Source organism: Zhongshania sp., assembly GCF_029212375.1.
In the GTDB taxonomy this organism is placed as follows: domain Bacteria; phylum Pseudomonadota; class Gammaproteobacteria; order Pseudomonadales; family Spongiibacteraceae; genus Spongiibacter.
In genome coordinates, this window is sequence record NZ_JARGNU010000014.1 from 35,012 (window position 1) to 58,553 (window position 23,542).

The window sequence follows — 23,542 nt, forward strand, 5'->3', positions numbered from 1 at the left end:
AGTAAAAAAGGACGCTTAGCCAGATGTGTTATCCGCCCGTTTTTTACCCACATTGCGCGGCTATTGCGGGCCTGTTTGCTGGCCACAGCGCCGACCAAATATAATCCCCAGACAGGAAAAACACCGCGTCGTTGTGAATGACCGAGCGATTTTGGCCGCCGTACCAGTTGTTGCTGGGGGCGGGGCTGGCAATGATATTGCCGATTAGGTCGAGGCTCGCGGCGGCGGCGTTGGTTTTGCCGTTTATTTCCATTAAATACAGTCGATTCTCGCTTACGTAGCCGTCTTGTTCGGTGTTATAGGAAGATTGCACTGGCACGGTGAGGCGGTCGCTGCCGTCGGGCTGTTGCAGGTAGGTGAACGCGTGGCGGTTGTATTGCGCTTCTGAGTAATTCCAGCCGCCGTCCTTACCGAGTAATAGTGTGCTTAATTCTGTGGGCTTGGTGATGTCGCTTACATTAAATAAGCTGAGCTTGACCATTCCCTGGTTCTGCGCAGATTGCCCTAAGCCCAGCAGCAAGTTGTTGTTTACTGGGTGTAGGAAATCCGAGAAACCAGGGATCTCCAGCTCACCTGCAATAAACGGATCGGCAGGTGTGCTTAGATCAATTACATACAGCGGATCAATTTGTTCAAACGTCACGAAATAGGCGCGATCTTCAAAAAAGCGAACGCCATACAGAGCTTCGTTGGCTTTACCTATTTCTTGCGGGCGTTGGGTGTTGGGTAAGCTGCCGACGAGGTCTAAGCTTTTAGTGTCGGTGTTTTCGCGCAGAATACTGAGCTGGTGGTCGCGTAGATCTGCGCTGTCGTTGGTATAAATCGTGGTTACTATCCGCAGTAGGTCGTTGTACTCAGACATTCTGAAATCAGTTTGGCCCGGTCCCCAAAGCTGCCCCGCGATATCTGCTGAGCCGCTGTATTCGGGGCTGCCGGCGTTAAGTTTAAATTTGTGAATGCGGGTGTTGCTCGCTTGGCTCGCGTAGCGTGCTTGGCTGAGGTAAAGCGCATTCTGGCTTACGTAAATACCGCTGCTGTCTTCATTAAAACACACCGACTTTGTGCTATTGGGCGCGGCTAGATTGATAGCGGTGATGCTGGTAATAACGGGATAGGCATAGTCTCGTTTGGGGTCGTCGCGACTTAGTAAGCAGTTTTGCGGGCTAAATAGGGGGCGGCTTTCGCCATTGATCGTTAACGTGGGAATGATGTCTTGGGGCTGGATTGCTGCCAGTTGTTGCGCATTGGCATCGGCTTCATTCTGGTTTGCTGGGTAGGTGTAAATGTTATCGAAATACGGGCTGTGACGGCTGATGATATACAGGGTGTTGCCAATGCGGCGGCTGTCTACCAGACCACCCTCAATGCCGATTTTCCACGTTAGTTCGGGTTGGGTAATAGTGCTGGTGTCGTAAATATTAATGGCCAAATGCTGTTGTTGCCAGCTGGCAATTCCCAGCCACTGCACGCCGTAGGGGCCGTAATATTGGCTACTACCAATGCTGATTAGCTGTGTTTCACTAATGTATAGACCTTGCACAAATTCGCCGGTCTCAAGCGGTATGGTGCTCACTTCGCTCGCGGTGGCGGTGTTTGGGTTAGTGCTAAGAATACGAATGCCAGACGATTGTTCTGGGCTGGGAGGTGCGAAACTGGCATCGTCGGCAAATGCGGCCTGACTAATGAAACAGCAACTTGCTTGTAAAGTGGGGGCGATATACAGATGGTCGCCGTCGTATTTGAGCACGTCGAGTTCGTCTACACTGTTTTCTAAGGTGTAGGTGGTGCTGTAACCGCCGCTACTGCTACTGCCATCACTGGGCGCGTTGGTTTCGGCTGCAACGGGCTGAAGATTGTAGTTGTTGCTTGGAGAGGGACGAGTATAAACCGCCCGAAACTGATCGACGAACTCTGCGTCATCGTTTACCGCGCGCAGTAAGCCCTGGTCGATATTTTTAATGGGTGAGGTCGTATTTCCTGAACCGCCGCCTCCGCAGGCAGAAAGGCCAATGAGAGCGATACTAAGTAAAATAAGCTGTGATTGTGACATGATCCCGCACTCTTATTTGTGTTTGGTGCTCGCGCCAGATACCGACCTTGGCGACCGACACAAGCTGGTATTTGTTAGTGTATGCTTTTTGTCGAAAATGTACATTTCTGAACTTGAGCTAATGGCTATTCTCGCAGCCAGACATTGCGGTAAGCTTAGCGAACTTGGTCTACTTGTTGAATACAATGCATTACTACCGTCTGGAAAGACTTATAAACTTGTTTGATGGCTATCGTCAGGTGTTCAAAATAAATAGCCACCATTTGATGTTGCTGCAAATTGAGGGCGAGCGCTTTTTAATTGAGAGTAATTGCCCCCACCGGGAATATCCTTTAAAAAGCTCAGACGTGGATGGCAGTGATTTGGTTTGCCCACAGCACGGCTATCGCTTTGATATACGTACTGGCGAGCTTCGTCATTTCAGTGAAGAGCACTGCCGCAATTTGCGTTGTTTTGAATTGGTTGAACGGGATAGCGAAGTAGGGGTGATGCTGGATTATTAGCGTAAATCACTAAGCAGCTTGTAGCTGTAATTTTTTGGTAGGCATAAAAAAGCCCTAGCAGTTTGCACTGTTAGGGCTTTTTTTACTGCGGGCTAAAATTACTTAGCGGCAGCGGCTTTCTTTTCTTTCTCTTTGGCAATTACTGCTTCAGCTACGTTGGCTGGGCAAGCCGCGTAGTGAGAGAATTCCATTGAGAACTGACCGCGACCAGAGGTCATGGTACGCAGGGTGCTGATGTAGCCAAACATTTCTGAAAGTGGTACGTCAGATTTAATACGCACGCCAGTGACGTTGGCTTCTTGGCCAGAGATCATGCCGCGGCGACGGTTAAGGTCACCGATAACATCACCAACGTGATCTTCTGGGCTGTAAACGTCGACCTTCATCACTGGCTCAAGGAGCTGTGGGCCGGCTTTAGGCATAGACTGGCGGAAAGCGCCTTTTGCCGCGATTTCAAACGCGATGGCCGAGGAGTCAACTGCGTGGAAACCACCGTCTACCAGTGTTACTTCAACGTCGAGTACAGGGAAACCAGCCAGAGGACCAACACCCATCATTGAGCGGAAACCTTTCTCGATGGCTGGGAAGAATTCCTTAGGAACGTTACCACCCACAACTTTCGAGGTGAAGGTAAAGCCAGTGTTGGCTTCGCCGGGCTTAACGATGTAGTCGATCTTACCGTACTGACCAGAACCACCCGACTGCTTCTTGTGGGTGTAGCTGTCTTCGATTTCTTTGGTAATGGTTTCGCGGTAGGCAACCTGTGGCTGGCCTACAGTTAAGTCAACGCCGTAAGTGCGCTTAAGGATGTCGACTTTAATGTCGAGGTGCAATTCGCCCATACCTTTAAGGATGGTTTCACCTGAGTCGATGTCGGTTTCAACGCGGAAAGTTGGATCTTCTGCAACCATTTTACCGATCGCAATACCCATTTTTTCGGTTGAGCCTTTGTCTTTTGGCGTAACAGAGATCGAGATAACGGGCTCTGGGAATACCATGGCCTCAAGCGTACATGGGTGCTTAGGATCACACAGGGTGTGACCAGTTTGCACGTTTTTCATGCCCACGATGGCAATGATGTCACCGGCTTGTGCGCTGCTCAATTCGTTACGCTCATCAGCTTGCATTTCAACCATGCGGCCAACGCGTTCTGATTTGCCAGTAAAGGAGTTAAGGATGGTGTCACCCTTGTTCAACTTACCAGAGTAAATGCGGATAAAGGTCAGGGCGCCGAAACGGTCATCCATTATTTTAAACGCCAGCGCGCGGAAGGGCTCGTCGGCAGAAACGATAGCGTACTTGCCGTTTGGATTACCTTCTTCGTCAGTTAACGGCTGTGGGTTAACTTCGGTTGGGGTTGGCAGGTATTCAACTACTGCATCAAGTAACAGCTGCATGCCTTTGTTTTTAAAGGCAGAACCGCAGTAAGTTGGGAAGAAAACTAGATCCAAAGTACCCTTGCGGATACAGCGTTTAACTTCTTCGTCAGAAGGCATTTCGCCTTCCATGTACGCCATCAACAGGTCGTCATCTACTTCAAGCGCAGTTTCAATTAGCTGCTCACGGTACATTTCAACGTCGTCAACCATATCGGCTGGCACGTCTTTGATGTCGTAGTTTTCTGGCTGGCCAGAATCGTCCCATACATAGGCTTTGCGGCTAAGCAGGTCAACAACACCAACAAACTCATCTTCACGGCCAATAGGCAGGGTCATGATGAGTGGGTTAGCACCCAATACTTTTTTAACTTGATCGGTAACGCGAATAAAGTCAGCGCCGATACGGTCGAGTTTGTTAACAAAAATCAAACGCGATACTTTAGAGTCGTTCGCGTAACGCCAGTTGGTTTCAGACTGGGGCTCAACACCACCAGAACCACAGAATACGCCAACACCGCCGTCGAGTACTTTCAGTGAGCGGTAAACTTCTACGGTGAAGTCAACGTGCCCAGGGGTGTCGATAACGTTGAAACGAGTGCCTTTCCAGAAACAGCTAACGGCGGCTGACTGAATGGTAATACCGCGCTCAGCTTCCTGCTCCATAAAGTCGGTAGTAGATTCACCTTCGTGAACCTCGCCAATTTTATGAATTTTACCGGTCAGCTTAAGGATACGCTCGGTAGTGGTGGTTTTACCGGCATCAACGTGGGCGAAGATACCAATATTTCTGTAAAGGGATAAATCAGTCATGGCGCTCTCTGTAAGCTGGGTTGAAAATAGGCCGCTAATGTACAGGAAAATAGGTGATTTTGCTCGTAGAAAAGTGGTACTAACAACGATTGCGAAGGATTTTTTATCAATAAAGCCTATTTTGGGCGTTTGCAGCTGCTATCCCGATCCTCTTTGCTCAAGAAATTCCGTATTAAGCTCATGTAAGTATTCAGTTTTTCGAGGATGAGTTGGCAAAAGTTTGTGGCGCCAACTCATCGCTATATTAACTGTGAGCCTCAATTAAGGATTCCAGACCTCATTTGTTAGTCGCACCACATAAAAGCCGCTGTAGCCGTCGGTATACCAAATTTCTTTGCGCTCGGGCACAAAGGCGGGACGAGACATGGCCCAGTTACTGGCGGGGGCGGGAACGGTGAGTACGCGGGGCTGAACTGGCGCGTTGAAATAAGCCATCTCGACGGGCTTTTCGGGATTGCGAATATCAAATATACGCAAGCCGGATAAGATCATGCTGCAAGCCGCAATATCGGGATTTACTCGGCTTGGAACTGAGCAGTAGTGACCAGCATAACCGCCGGTCGGATTGAAAGCCCCTGGATCATTGGCTATGACGTCACGATTCTCTGGCTCGTGCACCGCTAGACGCAAATCAGAGACCACTCGCGGCTGGGTTTCGTCGCTAATATCAATAATGCGGCCAGCGCCCACAAACTCCCCATGGGTGGTTACCGACGCGTTATTGCCGGGTTGGTTGGTGGAGTATTCATCAATTTCCAACAGATAGGCTTTGCCATTGCGACTAAAGGGCATGGCGTTTTGGGGTATGGTTTGGTTGTCCCAAGAGATATGGGCTATTTCACGAACTTGGGGGTTGGCTACCCGCGCCTGAATCTCCGATACATCTAATATTAATACCCCGAAACCATTGCCTGAGGCGAGATAGGCGCGGTTGCCGTCGTCGCTGAGTGACAAGCCGTGCGATGTATAGTTGCCCGCCCACAGCGGTAGCGGCAGCGACGGGTTAGAGATGTCTACCGCCGTCAGGGTGGGTGTGCCTGGCGATGCGGAATAAAATGTTTTGCCGTCGGGTGATATGCCGCTTTCGTGGCCAAGAGTACCTACCAGTGCGGAGGATTTCAGTACTGGATTGCGACAGTCTTCGGAGACGTCGTACACGTCAACAATGCCAGGGTAAAAGGCAGGGTTGCCCATGACCGCCACCAGCACGCCCGCCTCTTGCGATACCACGAGGGATTCATGCGGCGAAAGCATTGCTGGGGTAACTAAGCGAGCCGTCATTAGGGGCTTAGTAGGGTCGCTCATATCCAGTACATTTACACCGACATTCATGTCTAAGACATTGCTCGGAAAGAGTAAAGTACTGTCGTAATAGGCGCATTCCCGCCCAGTTTTGTCGATATAGCGCTCAACTTTAAAGCCGCCGACGGTGCCGATAGCGTTGGGGGTGAAATAGGAGCCCGCAAGTTCGGTATTACAGGTGAAGCCCATTTCCGCTAGGCCGGCGTCGTGGTCGGCTTGGCTGACTCGACCTTGCATGCCGGTTTCTGGCCGCGAGCCGGGCCCGCAGGTAGCGCGACTTATACTCTCTTCGCTGGCTGGCCGCGCGGGGCTCGACGACTTACTGCCCGAGTTACAGGCAATTAAGCCGCTGGCGCTAATCACTAACAGGGCGATAGATATACTGCGTGTCATGCTGACCTCTCTTATTATTTGAAACTGCGTTGTATCCACGTTAACTAGGTACTGCTTTAATTTGCCGGGGTATTTTGCGGGGTGATTGCCGCGAGCATTATTTTAAATTGCTGGATTTCTGTTGCCTGATCTAAGGTAATTCTCGCGGCTAAGGCCCGTACCGCGGGCAAACTTGCCTGCTCGGCGGCAAATTCTGCCATAGGCAGGCCACCTTGGTGATGGCTGAGCATTAGATGCAAAAACAGCGTATCTCGGGCTAGACCTTCGCTATTGCGCAGCGCATTCAATTCTTCGAGGCTTGCCATGCCGAGCATGCCATTGGGCGAGCGGCCACAGTCGAGCAGGTATTGGTTTAGGCTCGGATTTGGAGCTTGCGTGCCAAGTAGCATCCACGACATATTTGAATTTGACGGCGTTACAGGCTGGTTCCACAGTCGCAGCCAGCCTTGCATTTCACCGAGTTCGACCAGCTGGGTGGCGGCGATGGCGCGGGCCTGTGCGGTAAGTCCTGTTGGGCGGCCATCTAATAATAATTGCGCCATTGCGATGGCTTGGCGGTGGTGAAGATACATCGCCTGACTGAATCCGATATCTACAGCGCTGGGCGCCAAGCTGCGTAAATTTGCGCGTGCATCCTGCAAATCGCGGTATTGATGGCCCGCAGCGCTGCCGACCACTAGCGCTAAGACGGCCGCAAATATATAGCTGAGGGTGCGAATAGCCAAATGAGTGACCTCGTTGCTTTATCGTTATTATCTGCGGCCGAGGACTGAGGCAGTAAAATATCTAGATGTCGGCACGCTGCTCTACTGGCCGAGATAATAGCAAATGTAATAGATGAAAACATCGAAAATAAATCGGTGTTATTCGGTTGCGGCCGGCTATAGCGCTAAAAAGTGAATTTAATAGAATGGCTTTAAGGAAAGAGGTGGTTCGGCGTGGCGCCAGAGGCGGTCAAAATTTTCGCGATAGTCCCGTGCAATTGATTCCACGTCGCAGTATTCAGCCTTATTGAGGGCGCTTTGATGTGGGTAGGTGATAAGTTTATCTTCATCGCCAACCATGAAAAATTCTTTGGCGCCAAAGGTGTGACCAATGCTGAGCTTGCGGATTGGTATCGCGGTTTTCCATTCGCGACTCATGTCGAGCAGGGGGTGATGGTGCTCGCGCAGCGGCATTTCGTCGCAGATCATGAGAAAAATGGTGTTGCCCTGGTGGCGATGGATAAATTCATGGGCATAGCGCAAAAAATGCTCGTTGGCGTAGAGCGCACTCTCTAAGCTATGGCTGAATATACGCAGTTCCCAGCGCGTATTTTTTAGCAGGTCCACAGCGGCTCGCGCTGGATTGCCTTGCAAGTTTATCTCGGTGGTAAATCCACTGCGCAGCACTGGTTTTAAAACCATGCGCATATGTTGGTGAGGAATGCCGGCGTCCATAAAGCGGGGCCCAAGCAGTTCAAAGCCTTGGTGCTGATAGAATTCTATGGCGTGAACTTGGGCGCCTAACTGTAGGCTGGCCATACCACGGTCTTTGGCTTCAATAATGCAGTGTTGCAGTAGCGCCTTGCCTACGCCCTTGCGACGATAGGGGGATAATACGGCCATACGGCCAATGGTGCCGTTATCGAGCAGGCGTACGGTGGCGATCGCCTCCTTGTTGTGAAAGGCTAACCAGTGGGTGGCAGTGGCGTCGAATTCGTCTAGCTCAAGTGCTTCAGGCACTTTTTGCTCATTAACAAACACCGTGTGGCGTATGGCAGTGAGTTGTTGTTGGTATTCGGTCCAAGCCGCTTTAACAATCGTAATCGTCTTCATCAAAGCAAAGCGTAGCACTACTGTAGAGCGCGTATAGCATTTCTTTGCTTAAACTGCGGAAATTACTTATAGGCTGGCCACATTCCAGCTGACACAGGGCTTGAACGTCGTTGGCTTGGTCGGGCGGATAAGCGAATGCCGCGCCATCGGCGTATAAATACTGGGCGTCGAAGGCGAGCCGAGCACCGAGGCGCAGCTGGGGGATTTCGCCGTCGTCTAGGGCTAATTGAAATTCATCAAAATCGAGGTGGTCGCCGGCGAGTTCCTCGCGGTCGTCGACGCGGGTCATCATGCTGCCAAACCAGCGGGCAATTAAAGCATCGTTGTCGAGCTGCTTAAGTAACAGCGCTTTTACGTGCTTGTGAACTTCGCTGGAGATTTCACCGGTGTTGCTGCTGGCGTTCAGTGCAGGGTCGCGGTAGCGCTGCGAGGCATCGAGAAAGCTGGCAACTTCGTCGCCAAAATCGCTAAACAGCTCAGCTTCTGAGGGCGCCCGAAAACCGACCGATAGGGTCATGCAGTCATCGCCCTCGGCAACGCCCCAGTGGGCGACTCCTGGCGGTACATAAAGAATGTCGCCGGCTTTTAGCAGGTATTCAGATTCGGTATTGAATTCCTGTAGCAGTTTTAGCTGGGGATGCGGATGCAGCGGTGTGTCGGGGCCGCAGTGGCCGCCGATTTTCCAGCGACGTTGGCCACTGGCTTGAATCAGGAATACATCGTATTGGTCGTAATGGGGACCGACATTGCCGCCGTCGGTGGCATAACTCACCATGATATCTTCGGTGCGCCAGCGGGGAATAAAGCGGAACTCGGCGAGCACGTCGGCGAGGTCCGGTAAGTAGTGGTCTACGCTTTGGACCAGCAAGGTCCATTTGTTTTTGGGCAGCGTGGCAAACTCGGCCTCGTCAAAAGGCCCATTGCGCAGCTCCCAGCCATCGTTAGTTTCAATAATAATGCGGCTGTCGATACCTTCTTCGCAGGCTAGCCCCGCCAAATCATTGCCGTCTAAGGGGCAATTAAAATTGGGGAGGGCGCCCTTAATTAAGGTGGCTTTGCGCTGCCAGACCTCATCTAAAAATTGCTGGGGGTCAAAGTTCTGCAGCGCCATCAATCAGATCCGCTTTGCTTGGGCAGCGGCATTGCCGATGTATTTGGCCGGAGTAAGCTCGCGCAATTCGGCTTTAGCCGCCTCAGGAATATCCAGGGTTGCAACAAACTCTTTCAGTATTTCCGCGGTAATGCGCTGGCCGCGGGTAAGCGCCTTGAGTTTTTCATAGGGTTCGGCAACGGCGTAGCGGCGCATCACGGTTTGAATAGGCTCGGCGAGCACTTCCCAGCTGTCGTCAAGATCGGCGGCAATGCGGGCGACATTAATTTCCAACTTGCTCAGGCCTTTCATCGTGGCGGCATAGGCCATGGTGCTGTAGGCAATGCCCACGCCCATATTGCGCAATACGGTGGAGTCGGTAAGGTCGCGCTGCCAGCGCGAGATCGGCAGCTTGGCGGCCAAGTGATTAAGCACTGCATTGGCCAAACCTAAATTGCCTTCGGAGTTTTCGAAGTCAATGGGGTTGACCTTGTGCGGCATGGTGGAGGAGCCCACTTCGCCAGCAATAGTGCGCTGTTTGAAGTAGCCCAGCGAGATATAACCCCAAATATCGCGGTCGAGGTCGATCAAAATGGTGTTAAAGCGGGCGATTGCGTCGAATAACTCGGCGATGTAATCGTGGGGCTCAATCTGGGTAGTGTAGCGATTCCAGTTGATACCGAGTTTGCTAATAAAAGCGTCGGCGTGGGCTTCCCAGTCGATGTCGGGATAGGCCGACAGGTGGGCGTTGTAGTTGCCCACGGCGCCGTTAATTTTCCCTAGCAGGCTAACGTCGGCAATGGCCGCGCGCTGGCGACGCAGGCGGGCGACAACGTTGGCAAACTCTTTGCCCATGGTGGTGGGGCTGGCAGTTTGGCCGTGGGTGCGGGCGAGCATTGGCACGTCGGCAAACTCGTGAGCCTGCTCAGTCAGCTTATTAATAATGGCATCGGCGTCGGCGAGCAATATTTCGCGACCTGCTTGCAGCATCAGTGCGTGAGATAGGTTGTTGATGTCTTCTGAAGTGCAGGCGAAATGCACGAATTCGGAAATTGCAGCTAATTCAGCGTTGCTGCTAATCGCGTCTTTAATAAAGTATTCAATGGCTTTAACGTCGTGGTTGGTAGTTGCCTCGATGTCTTTTACCTTTTGCGCGCCGCTTTCATCGAAATCACTGATGAGGGTTTCTAGGGCAGCATTTGCGGTGTCGCTCAAGGCGGGCACTTCAATCACGCTAGGGTTGGCGGCTAAGGCTTGCAGCCAGCGCACTTCAACAATTAGGCGGTATTTGATAAGACCAAATTCGCTGAATACGGGGCGCAGTGGCGCGGTTTTGCTGCCGTAGCGGCCATCGACGGGTGAGACGGCGGAAAGCGCGGATAAGTCCATGTTCAATACCTTTTACTGTGCTGTGCGGGGCGGGCCATGCGGAAAGCGCGCAATAATACACGAGTTAACGGGGAATTTCAGTGCTGAGCAGCTGTTTGGTTTGGGCAAAAAGCCGGTTGCGCTGAAAGACGAGTTTCCAGCGGCTACCGCCAGCTTGGCGCCACAAATACGCGGCGCGTATCGAGGCGAGTAACAAGCTGCGAATACGTGCGGCGTTATTGGCATTTTGCAGTTCTTGGGCGCTGCCGGTTATTTGGATTCGGAAATTGTATTTTGATATTGTGTCTTGATAAATTGATGAAAGAGATGAGCTTAAGCTGCTGATATCTATATTATTCATCTCTTTGTTTTTTGCGGCGTGCTGGAGTCTGTTGCGCAGCAGTGCCGAGGTGGTGTCGTCGCCCCGCAGTTTTTTATGTAAATGCAAAACGCCTAGGCAGTACCGCATAACAGCGCGACGCTCGCCGTAATCGTTGCCGCTTAATAAGTCGCGCAGGCCACGGATGCCCACCTCTAGGTTTTCGATGCCGCCATAGGCCTCTTCAACGGTGGTTGCAGAAAATGCGAAAAGGCTATTAATAGACGCTTCCAGCGCTTGGGGCTCGGCTTGACCAGTGCGGGCTATTTGATCGACCAGCACCGTGCCTTGCACAATGGCGGCAAGGGCGAGGGTTTGCTGCCTTGCGAGTTGCTCGGGTTTACTCACTGTACTACTCATAAATAATTAAACCCTGCTTCGATAACACCGCCACCAAGGCAGATGTCGTCGTCGTAAAATACCACCGATTGCCCAGGCGTGATGGCGCGCTGGGCGTCGCTAAAATGCACTTCAAAGCCGCTGTCGGCGGCGCGAATTTCGCAGTCTTGATCGGCTTGCCGGTAGCGGGTTTTAGCCTTGCAGGTATGGGGTAGCGCTGGCGCTTGTCCGCTAATCCAGTGGATCTCGCCAACTTGCAGGGCTTGTTTAAACAGCGAGGGGTGTTGGCCACCTTGGGCGACCAGCAAGACGTTGCGGTCTAAATCTTTGTCTACGACATACCAGGGCTCTTCGCCGCCGCCCTTAACACCGCCAATCCCCAGGCCCTGACGCTGGCCAATGGTGTGGTACATCAATCCGCTGTGCTCGCCCATATCTAGGCCATCCAAGCTTTCGATACGGCCAGGCTTGGCGGGCAGGTATTGCTGCAAAAAGTCTTTAAAGCGGCGCTCACCAATAAAGCATATACCGGTACTGTCTTTTTTGTTGTGAGTGATAAGGCCGTGCTCCTCGGCAAGGGCGCGCACCACGGGCTTTTCAATCTCGCCTACGGGGAATAGCGTTTTAGCTAGCTGTTCGCTGCCCACGGCGTGGAGAAAATAGCTTTGGTCTTTGTTGGGGTCGAGGCCTTTTAGTAGTTGACTGCTATCGTCAACATCGCGGCGGCGGGTGTAGTGACCCGTGGCGATGTAGTCGGCACCCAGCACTAAGGCGTAGTCGAGGAAGGCCTTAAATTTAATTTCGCGATTGCAGAGAATGTCTGGGTTGGGCGTGCGGCCTGCCTTGTATTCTGCCAAAAAGTGCTCAAAGACATTGTCCCAATATTCGCTGGCAAAATTTGCGGTATGCAGGTGAATACCCAAGGTTTTGCATACTGCAGCGGCATCGGCCAAATCATCTTTGGCGGTGCAGTATTCGGTGCCGTCGTCTTCGTCCCAGTTTTTCATAAACAGGCCTTCGACCTGATAACCCTGCTGCATTAATAGCAGGGCGGAAACCGAGGAATCGACACCGCCGGACATACCGACGATAACCTTGGTTTTACTGTTGTCTGGGCTTGTGCTTGGCTGCATTAGCGTGTTCCGTAAATCATTGACAGGGGGTAGCGGTGGCCGGCGAGATAGCGCTCTAAACATTCCAACACCAGCGGGCTGCGCAGCATGGCGCGGCGCTCGCGGAGTTCATCTACCGTTAGCCAAATGGCTTGTTCAATATCGCTGTCGAGCGGCTGTTCTGGGCAAAAGGCGATTGGCCTGGCAAAAAAGCTGGTGCGCTGATAGGTCACGCCATTACTCGGCGCGGTGTATAAGCCCAAGCCGACAACACCTAGGATTTCAACCCGCCACTGGGTCTCCTCTAAGGTCTCGCGACTGGCAGCTTCTATAAGGCTTTCGTTCTGTTCGAGGTGGCCGGCGGGCTGATTGATTACTCGCTGACCGTTTTTAATCTCTTCAACAAATAAAAACTTGCCGTCGTTTTCAACCAAGGTTGCCACGGTGACGTGGGGCTGCCAGTCCATAGTCTTGTCCGAATACCAAAAGCGGAATTGTAACAGCTGCCGCCGCTCAAGGACTACGTTTGCGGCCAGTGGGCCGTGGGCTTTTGTTGCGGGGCTTGTAATTTGTGCGCCGTGACGCAGGCTTGTTTGGGCTAGCGTAGCGCTTAAACTCGTCGCAAAGTGTTATTTTTCGGTGCTCACCTGGTGCCAGGCCGTCAAGTGCCCAGTCGCCAATTGCGGCGCGAATCAAACGCAGCGTGGGGAAACCGACTGCGGCTGTCATGCGTCGAACTTGGCGATTGCGGCCCTCACTAATTTGCAGGCTAATCCAACTGGTGGGGATGGCGGCGCGAAAGCGCACCGGTGGATCTCTGGGCCAAATTGGGCTCGGCTCAGGGATGCGTTCGGCGTTTGCCGGCAGAGTAGGGCCGTCTTTTAGCGTAATTCCGTTGCGGAGCTGGGCGAGGGCGGAATCGCTTATTTCACCTTCTACTTGGGCCCAGTAGGTTTTTTTTAGTTTGTGGCGCGGATGGCTAATTTGATGCTGTAGCTCGCCGTTGCCGGTTAAAATCATTAGGCCTTCTGAGTCGTAATCAAGCCTTCCCGCTGGATATATGGCGGGTATCCTGATGTAATCGGCTAGGGTGGCGCGACCATCTGAGTCGGTAAATTGACTCATTACTTGGAAGGGCTTGTTGAAAATAAAAATGTCGCTCACGTTAAAAATAGGCTCATTCATAGAAGAAATCTCGGTATAAAGTGTTACAATGTCGCGCTTTTTACCGAAGCTGTATTATACCTAATACAGTCAATCTTCGTATTGTGAGCAAGTGCGAGCACAGATACTAACTGATAAACCATGGAGTCAAAAATGGGATACCAACATATCAAGGTACCTGCAGAGGGCGAGAAAATCACCGTTAATGCGGATCTTTCCCTGAACGTACCCGATCGGCCAGTAATACCTTTTATCGAAGGTGATGGCATCGGGGTCGACATTACTCCGGTGATGATCAACGTAGTTGATGCAGCCGTAGCAAAAGCCTACTCAGGCAAGAAAAAAATCAGCTGGATGGAAATTTATACCGGCGAGAAAGCCGCTGAGCTGTATGACGGCGACTGGTTTCCCGCTGAAACATTAGATGCAATCAAAGACTACGTAGTAGGCATTAAAGGCCCGTTAACTACGCCAGTTGGCGGCGGTTTCCGTTCATTAAACGTGGCCCTGCGTCAAGAATTGGACCTGTATGTTTGTCAGCGTCCGGTGCGTTGGTTCGAAGGCGTGCCTTCACCAGTTAAAGAGCCAGGCAAGACCAATATGGTTATTTTCCGCGAGAACTCGGAAGATATCTACGCTGGTATCGAGTGGAAAGCGGGTACTCCTGAAGCAACTAAAATTATTGATTTCCTTCAGGATGAAATGGGCGTTACCAAAATTCGCTTCCCACAGGATTGCGGTATTGGTATTAAGCCAGTTTCGCTCGAAGGTACTAAGCGCTTAGTGCGCAAGGCTGTTCAGTACACTATCGACCAAGATTTGCCATCACTGACTATTGTCCACAAGGGCAATATCATGAAATTCACCGAAGGCGCGTTTAAGTCTTGGGCATACGAATTGGTGATGGACGAGTTTGGTGGCGAGCTGATCGACGGCGGCCCATGGGTGAGCATTAAGAACCCAAATACCGGCAAAGAGATCGTCATTAAAGACGTAATTGCCGACGCAATGCTCCAGCAAGTGCTGTTGCGCCCAGACGAGTACAGCGTTATTGCTACGCTTAACTTGAACGGCGATTATCTGTCTGACGCACTGGCTGCGCAGGTAGGCGGCATTGGTATTGCACCTGGCGCAAATATGAGCGACAACATTGCGCTGTTTGAAGCAACTCACGGTACTGCACCTAAGTACACCGGCCAAGACAAGGTGAACCCAGGCTCACTGATTCTGTCTGCCGAAATGATGCTGCGTCATATGGGTTGGAACGAAGCGGCAGATCTGATTATTACTGGCATGAACGGTGCTATTCAGGCTAAAACCGTAACCTATGATTTTGAGCGTTTGATGGAAGGTGCAACCTTGCTGAAATGTTCAGAGTTTGGTGACGCTATCGTTAAACACATGGCGTAAAAAATTATCGCCGCCCGCGTTGCGGGTGGCGATTTCTTTCCGCGGCGCTATTCTTGCGTTTGCGTTTCGGCAGTTTTAATGTCGATTGCGTGCAGTCCTTTGGGGCCAGGTTCAGCTTTAAATACTACAGATTGCCCCGCTTTTAGGGTTTTGTAGCCTTCCATGGTGATCGCTGAATAGTGGGCGAAAATTTCATCTTCACCACTTTCGGATACGATAAACCCATATCCTTTGGCGTTATTGAACCACTTTACAACACCGCTTTGCATAGCCTTTCTTCCTTAATTGTCGTTATAGTTATTGCTTAGTTAACGTAAACTACCTTGTATTTCCTAATACAGCCCCCATTTTTAAAACAGTCCGGCCACCGCGTCAAGTAAAGACGTTGTAAGATGGGAAGTTGGTGAATTTCCCTATTGCGCGGGGTTATAGTGGTGATAAGCTCAGGTAACATCAGTGAAAATGCAGATTAATATACAGAATATGGCTAATAAGCCGGAAGACGAGGATCACGGTAACGGTATCGCGGTTCAGGAATCAAAACCTGAATTGAAGAAACCACGTATGTATGCTGTGGTCTTACTTAACGATGACTATACGCCCATGGAGTTTGTTGTTGAGGTTTTGGAGGACTTCTTCTATTTGGATCGTCAGCGCGCGACGCAAGTCATGCTGGCCGTTCACACCAAGGGTAAGGGAGTGTGTGGAGTGTTCACCAAGGATATTGCGGAGACAAAAGCCGCGCTGGTGAATCAGTACGCTAGAGACAACGGTCACCCGCTACTTGCTGAGATAGAAGAGAGCGACGACTAACACTGGTAATTGCAGAAGGCGAATGTAGTCTATGTTGAGCAAAGACCTAGAAACAACCTTGAGCCAGGCATTTAAATCGGCTCGTAGTCGTCGGCATGAGTTCATGACCGTCGAACATCTATTGCTTGCGCTGGCAGACAACGAGGCGGCCGTAAAAGTATTACTGGCCTGCGGCGCTGACTTGCTACAGCTCAAAGGCGAACTTAAGGAGTTTGTCGACGCAACCACGCCACGAATACCGGAAACCGATGTAGAGCGCGATACTCAGCCGACGCTCGGTTTTCAGCGCGTATTACAGCGCGCAGTATTCCATGTGCAGTCTTCCGGCAAGCAGGAAGTCACTGGCGCCAATGTGTTGGTCGCAATCTTTAGTGAGCAGGAAAGCCAAGCGGTTTACTTTTTGAAATCGCAGAGTGTTAATCGCTTAGATGTGGTTAATTTTATTACTCACGGCATCTCTAAAGTGTCTGGCGCCGAAGGCCTTGAGCACGATCAAAGCCAAGACGCCGAGGGTGAAAATGCTGATCCTGAGCAGCGTCCACTGGAAAATTTTGCCACCAACCTTAACGCCGAAGCAAAAGCGGGTCGTATCGACCCCTTGATTGGGCGCGCCGAAGAGGTTGAGCGAGTCGCACAAATTTTAACCCGTCGCCGTAAAAACAACCCCTTATTAGTGGGTGAGTCCGGTGTGGGTAAAACCGCAATTGCCGAAGGCTTGGCCAAGCGTATTGTTGACGGCGAAGTGCCTGATGTATTGGTGGGTAGCGTGGTCTACTCGCTAGACATGGGCGCCTTGCTGGCCGGCACCAAATACCGTGGCGATTTTGAAAAGCGGCTTAAGGGTTTGCTGGCTGATCTTAAAAAACGTCCCGGCGCGATTTTGTTCATTGACGAGATTCACACCATTATTGGTGCCGGTGCCGCTTCCGGCGGTGTTATGGATGCCTCCAACCTATTGAAGCCGCTGCTAAGCTCTGGGCAGATGCGCTGTATAGGTTCAACGACTTTCCAGGAATACCGCGGTATTTTTGATAAGGATCGCGCACTAAGTCGCCGCTTCCAGAAAGTCGATGTTAATGAGCCATCTGTTGAAGACACGTATTTAATCCTCAAAGGTCTGCGCTCGCGCTTTGAAAGTCATCACGAATTAAAGTACAGCGATGGCGCGCTGCGCTCTGCCGCGGAATTGTCTGCTCGGTATATAAATGACCGCTTTTTGCCCGATAAGGCGATTGATGTCATTGATGAAGCGGGTGCCTACCAGCGTCTGCAGAAGCCAGAAAACCGCGTTGAGAAAATTGATATTGCCGAGATCGAGGCCATTGTTGCGAAAATCGCCCGTATTCCACCTAAGAGTGTGTCGTCTGACGACCGCGCTTCGCTGGTGAAATTGGAAGATAATCTGAAAATGGTGGTTTTTGGTCAAGACAAAGCGGTTGCCGAGCTAAGCGCCTCGATCAAGCTGGCGAGGGCAGGCCTCAAGTCACCAGAAAAGCCTATAGGCAGTTTTTTGCTGGCTGGGCCTACCGGTGTTGGTAAGACCGAAATTTGTCGGCAGCTGGCTAAGCTGCTGGGCTTGGAGCTTATTCGCTTCGATATGTCTGAGTATATGGAGCGCCACACCGTATCGCGGTTAATTGGCGCGCCCCCTGGCTATGTTGGTTTTGATCAAGGTGGCTTGCTGACCGACTCGGTAACCAAGCACCCGCACTCGGTGGTGTTGTTGGATGAGATCGAAAAGGCGCACCCTGATTTGTTCAATCTGTTATTGCAGGTTATGGATCACGGCTCGCTGACCGATAACAATGGTCGCAAAGCGGATTTTCGCAATGTGATCTTTGTGATGACAACCAATGCCGGTGCAGAAAGTATCAGTCGTCGTTCAATAGGCTTTACCGAGCAGGATAATCAAACCGATTCGACTGAAGCGATTAATCGTCTGTTTACCCCAGAGTTCCGCAACCGTCTCGATAGCGTAATCTCTTTCGAGCCTTTACAGCCAGAGGTTGTGTTAACCGTGGTTGATAAGTTCTTGGTGGAATTGCAGGCGCAGCTAGACGACAAGAAGGTTGCTCTGCATGTGGATGATGAGGCGCGCCGCTGGTTGGTTGAGCACGGTTACGATAAGCACATGGGTGCTCGGCCAATGGCCAGAATTATCCAAGAGCATATCAAGAAGCCGTTAGCTGAACTGGTGTTGTTTGGCAGTCTTGAGAAATGCGGTGGCGTGGTTAATGTCAGCGTGAAAGGTGACAAGCTGGCCCTAGCTGCGGAGGCAGTGGAAGAAGAGGCGGGCCAGACCTGCGATTAGCAGGTATTTCTTAGCGGCCGCGGAAGGTGATGCGGCCTTTGCTTAGGTCATAGGGGGTTAATTCCACCTTGACCTTGTCACCAGTTAAAATCCTGATGTAATGCTTGCGCATTTTGCCTGAGATATGGGCAGTAACAACGTGTCCGTTTTCTAGGCGCACGCGAAAAGTAGTATTCGGCAAGGTGTCGATGACTTCGCCTTCCATTTCGATCTGGTCTTCTTTCGCCATTCGGCAACTATCCTCGAGAGTCTTTAAAATTAAGTGCAATGCACTGAAGCCACGTAGGGCCGTCAAAACTGCGCGCATTTTGCCCTAATTTGAGCCTGATGGCAATTTGCAACGTCAATTGTGGAGATATGCTTAATTTAAACGCAGCCAACGGTTGCTCATTAGCAGTTCTATTGGCTTGTAGTCGGTTTTATAACGCATTTTTTGGCAGTCGCGAATCCAATAGCCAAGGTAAAGATAGGGTAGCGCGAGGTCTTTGCAGCGCGAAATTTGCCAAAGAATACCGTAAACACCCAAGCTGCGCTGCGGGAAATCAGGATCATAAAAGGTGTAAATTGCGGATAAGCCATCATCTAATACGTCGGTAACAGCGATCGCAATCAGCTGCTCGGCCAAGTAAAAATGAATATATTGGCTGGCCTCGCTACCTTGGCCTAAAAAACTATCAAATTGCTGGCGCGACGGGGGATACATATCACCGTCGCGATGACGGCTGTTTATGTATTTCTCATAAAGCGCGTAGGCGTTGTCGGCTGGGCTATCTGAAATGCGGGCGTTTAAATCACTATTGCGGTTGGCGACTTTGCGTTGGGTGCGGCTAGGTTTAAATAAATTAGCAGGCACTCGTGACGCGATACACGCTTTGCAGGCGCCACAGTCGGGGCGGTAGATGTGCGCGCCACTGCGGCGAAAGCCGCGGCGCGATAGCTCGCTATAGACCGGTGTAGAGATATTGGCATCGGGGTCGATGAAAAGTGTTTTTGCTTCACGGTCGCCAAAATAGCTACAGGGGTGGGGATGAGTAGCGTAAAGTTTGATTTGTTTGTCGTCAGTCATGCGCTGGTCACTGGCGGCTTGCCGTAATACCAGTCGAGGGTCCATTTTGCTGGTGCGCACTCGATGTTAGTGTATGACTGTAGGCATTTTTTGAAGCTTGCACGATCCATTTCCTCCGCACCCATGGTCTCAAGATAATCGTTACTTATCTGACAATCAATGAGGGGGAAGCCCCATTCTTGCAATTGACCGCAAAGATGAACAAAAGCAATTTTTGAAGCATTCGACTCGCGGCTAAACATCGACTCGCCGTAAAACATTTTGCCAATTGCCACGCCGTAAAGGCCACCAATTAGCTTGCCGTGACGCCATACTTCTACCGAATGTGCCCAGCCGGCGTTGTGTAAGTTTTGGTATGCACTGCGCATGTCATCAGAAATCCACGTGCCTGGTCGCTTTTGGCTTAGCTCGGCGCAGCCTTGTATTACGCCGCCAAAATCCTGATCAAAGCTCACGTCGTATTCGAAACGGCGCAATTCTTTGCGCAGGCTGCGAGCAATATGCAGGCGTTCGGGAAATACCACCGCACGGGGTTGTGGCGCCCACCATAAAATGGGCTGGGACTCCTCATACCACGGAAATATACCCTGCCGATAAGCCGCTAAAAGTCGCGGTACGCTGAGATCACCGCCAACGGCCAACAGGCCGTTGGGGTCCTCTAACGCAGATTCAATGGCTGGGAAACGCAGGTCAGTCGGATCTAGCCATGGAATGGCGGACATTGATTAAGTTGCCGTACTTAAGCCAAATCGTCTAGGTAGCGTTCAGCATCCAGCGCCGCCATGCAGCCAAAGCCAGCAGAGGTTACCGCTTGGCGATAAATATGGTCGGCCACATCGCCAGCGGCAAATACGCCTTCTACGCTAGTCCGAGTGGCATTGCCGTCGGTGCCGCTGTGAATTTTAAGGTAGCCATCTTTCATTTCGAGCTGACCTTGGAAAATATCGGTATTGGGCTTATGGCCAATCGCGATAAATACCCCAGCTACGTCGATTTCTTGGCTGCCTTCACCCTTGGTGCTGTTCAGGCGCAGGCCTGTTACGCCGCTGTCGTCACCTAAAACTTCATCTAATTGGTGATTCCATAGAATATTGACATTGCCATTCTCTGCGCGCTCTAGGAGCTTGTCTTGCAGAATTTTTTCCGAGCGCAGGCTGTCGCGACGGTGTACTAAGGTCACTTCAGAGGCGATATTCGATAAATACAGCGCTTCCTCAACAGCGGTGTTGCCCCCGCCAATAACCGCTACTTTTTTGCCGCGGTAGAAAAAACCGTCGCAGGTTGCGCAGGCCGATACGCCCTTACCCATAAAGGTTTCTTCAGAGGGTAGGCCGAGGTACTGCGCCGAGGCGCCAGTGGCAATTATTAAGGCGTCGCAGGTATAGGTTTTACTGCCGGTAAGGGTGAATGGCTTGTTTTTAAGGTCTACTGATTCTATGTGGTCAAATAGTACCTGAGTGTCGAAACGCTCGGCATGCTCTTGCATTCTCTGCATGAGTTCAGGACCTTGAACGCCGTTTTGATCGCCAGGCCAGTTATCAACATCTGTGGTGGTAGTTAACTGACCACCTTGTTGAATGCCGGTAATGATCACGGGATTCAAGTTGGCACGGGCGGCGTAGACCGCAGCAGTGTAGCCGGCAGGGCCGGAGCCCAGAATTATCAGGCGGTGGTGTTGGCTGTCGCTCATAAATCACTGTATCCAAGCAGGGGGATTGAACTTCGATCAATCCAAAATGACTGAGAATAGGCGCATATCATAGGGTAATTCACTATCGGCAGCAAAAGCTCTGTGCGGCGACAAGTGTCATGACATAGTGCTAATATTGGGATCGTTTACGCTTTTTCAATGCCTTGCATCAGGCAGTGCGCAAATTTTACGCACAAACTTAGGAAACCGTTTTCTTTTGCCAAAATCAACATCAGCATCCATGGTAGAAAACCGTGAAATTTTAAATTTGCGTCTGCGCGAAGGTTTGTTAATTGCCTTTGTTGCGGTGTGCATTTATATCTTTGTCTCGCTGTTGAGTTATAGCGGCAATGATCCGGGCTGGTCGCGCACCGGCAATGGCGATAGCGTGGTTAATACCGGCGGCCCTGTGGGGGCGTGGTTGGCCGATGTGTTCTTTGCGCTGTTTGGCTTTATGGCGTATTTATTTCCTGCCATGCTCGGCTTTAGAGCTTGGCGCCTGTTTAAGGAGCGCTATCGGCCCGCGGGCTTCGACTCCCTGATTTTTGTACTGCGCTTAATCGGCTTAGTGTTGGTGATGATTTCCAGCACAGGGCTTGCCGCCAACGGCGATTACGGCAATAGCGGTCTGCCATTTGGTGCGGGCGGGGTGCTGGGCGACGCAGTGGGTCACGCCACCATGAGCTCATTTAATGAGTTTGGTAGTCGCCTGCTGTTAATTGCTATTTTGCTGTTTGGTTTGACCGTATTCACGGACTTGTCGTGGATTAGATTAATGGACTCGCTCGGTGCGCTCACGTTGCGTTTATTTGATCAAAGCCGAGAAAAATTGTATCACTACAAATTGGCTAGGCATGAGCGCCGTAAAGCCGCCGTGGCCAAGCAACAGCGCCATGAGTCTGTCGCCAAGAAGACCGAAATACAAAAGACCCGAATTCCACCGCAAATAGCGCCGCCACCAAAGCCAGTGGCCAAGTCGAGCCGACCCGACAAAGAACGCCAAGCCTCGCTATTCGATGGCCCCGTGACCGGCACGTTGCCGTCGTTAAATTTGCTCGACAAGGCAATACACAACCCCGATCGTGGCTATTCACCCGAAACCCTCGAGGCCATGTCGCGGTTGCTTGAAATTAAACTGCTCGATTTTGGCGTGTCGGCCAAAGTGGTCGCGGTATTCCCTGGTCCGGTTATCACTCGCTTTGAGCTGGAGCCTGACGCGGGTGTCAAAGTTAGCAAAATTTCGAATTTGGTAAAAGATTTGGCGCGCTCGCTGGCGGTTATCAGCGTGCGGGTTGTAGAAGTAATTCCAGGCAAACCCTATGTGGGCATTGAAATTCCCAACGAAGACCGGGAAATTGTGAATTTTCACGATGTGCTCGCGTCCGAGGCTTTTGATTCCTGCAAGTCGCCGCTAACACTCGCGCTTGGTCATGACATTTCGGGCGAGCCGGTGTGTGCCGACTTGGGCAAAATGCCTCATTTATTGGTGGCGGGTACCACCGGCTCGGGTAAGTCAGTGGGTGTTAATGCCATGCTGATTAGCTTGCTCTATAAGTCGACGCCGGAAGAAGTGCGCTTGATGCTAGTCGATCCGAAGATGCTGGAATTGTCGGTATACGATGGCATTCCGCATTTGTTAACACCGGTCATTACCGATATGAAAGACGCCGCCAATGGCCTGCGCTGGTGTGTTGCTGAAATGGAGCGGCGCTACAAGCTGATGTCGAAAATGGGCGTGCGCAACCTAGCGGGCTTTAACCGCAAAATTAAAGATGCCATTTTGGCCGGCGAGCCGATTAAAGACCCACTGTGGAAACCCGAAGACCATTACCAAGCGGGTCTAGAAGAAGCTCAAGCGCCAGATTTAGTGGTTTTGCCTTCGATTGTGGTGGTAATTGATGAATTTGCCGACATGATGATGATCGTCGGCAAAAAGGTAGAAGAGCTTATAGCACGTATCGCACAGAAGGCTCGCGCCGCTGGCATTCACCTGTTGCTGGCCACCCAGCGTCCCTCGGTGGATGTGATTACCGGTTTGATTAAGGCCAACGTGCCTACGCGGATTGGTTTCCAGGTGTCATCAAAAATAGATTCGCGAACGATTCTCGATCAGGGTGGGGCAGAACAGTTGCTCGGTCACGGCGATATGTTGTATCTGCCGCCGGGAGCAGGCATTCCGATTCGCGTTCACGGCGCCTTTGTGTCGGACGAAGAAGTTCACCGAGTGGTTGCCGACTGGAAGCGACGGGGCGAGCCCCAGTATATTGACGGGCTTTTGGAAGAAGGTAGCAGTACCGACGCCATGCCTGGTATGCCGCCCGAAGGTGGTAGCGACGATGGCGAGGGCGATGCACTTTACGACGAAGCGGTGGCCTATGTTACTCAAAGCCGACGCGCCTCGATCTCTGCTGTACAGCGCAAATTGCGAATCGGCTATAATCGCGCCGCCCGATTAATTGAAACAATGGAGGCCGCTGGTGTCGTAACAGAGATGGCCAGTAACGGTAGTCGCGAAGTGCTGGCTCCACCTCCATTTGAATAGAAGT

General features: G+C 51.5%; 21 protein-coding genes. 5 read left to right on the forward strand and 16 right to left on the reverse strand.

All coding sequences use genetic code 11. From position 1 onward, the window contains the following. Nucleotides 1-43: 43 nt before the first annotated feature. Nucleotides 44-2,050 carry a beta-propeller domain-containing protein gene (locus P1U47_RS13910; RefSeq protein WP_301029728.1) on the reverse strand — a complete coding sequence of 669 codons (2,007 nt, stop codon included), beginning with the start codon at nt 2,048-2,050 and terminating at the stop codon, nt 44-46. A 185-nt stretch (nt 2,051-2,235) separates the two neighbouring features. Here P1U47_RS13910 and P1U47_RS13915 point away from each other — a divergent pair, with 185 nt between their 5' ends. After that, on the forward strand, nt 2,236-2,553 hold the full coding sequence (locus P1U47_RS13915; protein WP_301029820.1) for a Rieske (2Fe-2S) protein: 318 nt from the start codon (nt 2,236-2,238) through the stop codon (nt 2,551-2,553). 98 nt (nt 2,554-2,651) lie between these two features. Here the strand turns inward: P1U47_RS13915 and fusA are convergent, their stop codons facing one another. The 10 genes from fusA to P1U47_RS13965 form a co-directional block, all read right to left on the reverse strand. Continuing rightward, entirely contained in the window at nt 2,652-4,742 is a 2,091-nt protein-coding gene (fusA, locus tag P1U47_RS13920; protein ID WP_301029730.1) for an elongation factor G, read from the reverse strand. Between the two features lie 261 nt (nt 4,743-5,003). Next, complete coding sequence (locus P1U47_RS13925; protein WP_301029732.1) at nt 5,004-6,437, reverse strand: hypothetical protein; 1,434 nt, start codon at nt 6,435-6,437, stop codon at nt 5,004-5,006. A 56-nt stretch (nt 6,438-6,493) separates the two neighbouring features. Continuing rightward, nucleotides 6,494-7,162 (reverse strand): DUF305 domain-containing protein, encoded by a 669-nt coding sequence (locus tag P1U47_RS13930; protein ID WP_301029733.1) that lies wholly within the window; start codon nt 7,160-7,162, stop codon nt 6,494-6,496. Nucleotides 7,163-7,339: 177 nt separating this feature from the next. Continuing rightward, nucleotides 7,340-8,254 (reverse strand): GNAT family N-acetyltransferase, encoded by a 915-nt coding sequence (locus P1U47_RS13935; protein WP_301029735.1) that lies wholly within the window; start codon nt 8,252-8,254, stop codon nt 7,340-7,342. Continuing rightward, a complete protein-coding gene (locus tag P1U47_RS13940; RefSeq protein WP_301029737.1) occupies nt 8,232-9,365 on the reverse strand; it encodes a cupin domain-containing protein in 1,134 nt (377 codons plus the stop codon). Before P1U47_RS13940 ends, P1U47_RS13935 begins: the two co-directional genes overlap by 23 nt. A gap of 3 nt (nt 9,366-9,368) precedes the next feature. Continuing rightward, nucleotides 9,369-10,733, reverse strand: a complete 1,365-nt coding sequence (gene purB / locus P1U47_RS13945; protein WP_301029739.1) for an adenylosuccinate lyase — start codon at nt 10,731-10,733, stop codon at nt 9,369-9,371. A 64-nt stretch (nt 10,734-10,797) separates the two neighbouring features. After that, nucleotides 10,798-11,451, reverse strand: a complete 654-nt coding sequence (gene hflD, locus P1U47_RS13950) for a high frequency lysogenization protein HflD (protein ID WP_301029741.1) — start codon at nt 11,449-11,451, stop codon at nt 10,798-10,800. Then, nucleotides 11,448-12,563 (reverse strand): tRNA 2-thiouridine(34) synthase MnmA, encoded by a 1,116-nt coding sequence (gene mnmA / locus P1U47_RS13955; protein ID WP_301029743.1) that lies wholly within the window; start codon nt 12,561-12,563, stop codon nt 11,448-11,450. Before mnmA ends, hflD begins: the two co-directional genes overlap by 4 nt. Further along, the gene (locus P1U47_RS13960) at nt 12,563-13,009 is read right to left on the reverse strand and encodes an NUDIX hydrolase (protein WP_301029745.1); all 447 of its coding nucleotides are present in this window, start codon (nt 13,007-13,009) and stop codon (nt 12,563-12,565) included. The genes mnmA and P1U47_RS13960 overlap by 1 nt, the downstream gene beginning before the upstream one ends. Nucleotides 13,010-13,055: 46 nt before the next feature. Beyond that, nucleotides 13,056-13,706 carry a pseudouridine synthase gene (locus P1U47_RS13965; RefSeq protein WP_301029821.1) on the reverse strand — a complete coding sequence of 217 codons (651 nt, stop codon included), beginning with the start codon at nt 13,704-13,706 and terminating at the stop codon, nt 13,056-13,058. A 153-nt stretch (nt 13,707-13,859) separates the two neighbouring features. Between P1U47_RS13965 and icd the strand changes: the two genes are divergently transcribed. Beyond that, nucleotides 13,860-15,116: an NADP-dependent isocitrate dehydrogenase gene (gene icd, locus P1U47_RS13970; RefSeq protein WP_301029746.1), complete on the forward strand. Its 1,257-nt coding sequence runs from the start codon at nt 13,860-13,862 to the stop codon at nt 15,114-15,116. Nucleotides 15,117-15,163: 47 nt separating this feature from the next. On the opposite strand, the gene P1U47_RS13975 is transcribed toward icd, so the two are convergent. Beyond that, nucleotides 15,164-15,385: a cold shock domain-containing protein gene (locus P1U47_RS13975; protein ID WP_301029748.1), complete on the reverse strand. Its 222-nt coding sequence runs from the start codon at nt 15,383-15,385 to the stop codon at nt 15,164-15,166. Nucleotides 15,386-15,578: 193 nt separating this feature from the next. Between P1U47_RS13975 and clpS the strand changes: the two genes are divergently transcribed. Then, a complete protein-coding gene (gene clpS / locus P1U47_RS13980) occupies nt 15,579-15,929 on the forward strand; it encodes an ATP-dependent Clp protease adapter ClpS (protein WP_301029822.1) in 351 nt (116 codons plus the stop codon). Between the two features lie 31 nt (nt 15,930-15,960). Further along, nucleotides 15,961-18,240, forward strand: coding sequence for an ATP-dependent Clp protease ATP-binding subunit ClpA (gene clpA / locus P1U47_RS13985; protein WP_301029749.1), 2,280 nt, complete (start codon nt 15,961-15,963; stop codon nt 18,238-18,240). A 10-nt stretch (nt 18,241-18,250) separates the two neighbouring features. Here clpA and infA read toward each other — a convergent pair whose 3' ends face one another. The 4 genes from infA to trxB all read right to left on the reverse strand — a co-directional run bounded on the left by infA (nt 18,251) and on the right by trxB (nt 20,996). Next, nucleotides 18,251-18,469, reverse strand: a complete 219-nt coding sequence (infA, locus tag P1U47_RS13990) for a translation initiation factor IF-1 (protein ID WP_008247839.1) — start codon at nt 18,467-18,469, stop codon at nt 18,251-18,253. Between the two features lie 132 nt (nt 18,470-18,601). Beyond that, entirely contained in the window at nt 18,602-19,306 is a 705-nt protein-coding gene (locus P1U47_RS13995) for an arginyltransferase (protein ID WP_301029751.1), read from the reverse strand. Next, nucleotides 19,303-20,028 carry a leucyl/phenylalanyl-tRNA--protein transferase gene (gene aat, locus P1U47_RS14000; RefSeq protein ID WP_301029753.1) on the reverse strand — a complete coding sequence of 242 codons (726 nt, stop codon included), beginning with the start codon at nt 20,026-20,028 and terminating at the stop codon, nt 19,303-19,305. Before aat ends, P1U47_RS13995 begins: the two co-directional genes overlap by 4 nt. A gap of 17 nt (nt 20,029-20,045) precedes the next feature. Continuing rightward, entirely contained in the window at nt 20,046-20,996 is a 951-nt protein-coding gene (gene trxB, locus P1U47_RS14005; RefSeq protein ID WP_301029755.1) for a thioredoxin-disulfide reductase, read from the reverse strand. Between the two features lie 241 nt (nt 20,997-21,237). Between trxB and P1U47_RS14010 the strand changes: the two genes are divergently transcribed. Beyond that, the gene (locus P1U47_RS14010) at nt 21,238-23,538 is read left to right on the forward strand and encodes a DNA translocase FtsK (protein WP_301029823.1); all 2,301 of its coding nucleotides are present in this window, start codon (nt 21,238-21,240) and stop codon (nt 23,536-23,538) included. Nucleotides 23,539-23,542: the final 4 nt, after the last annotated feature.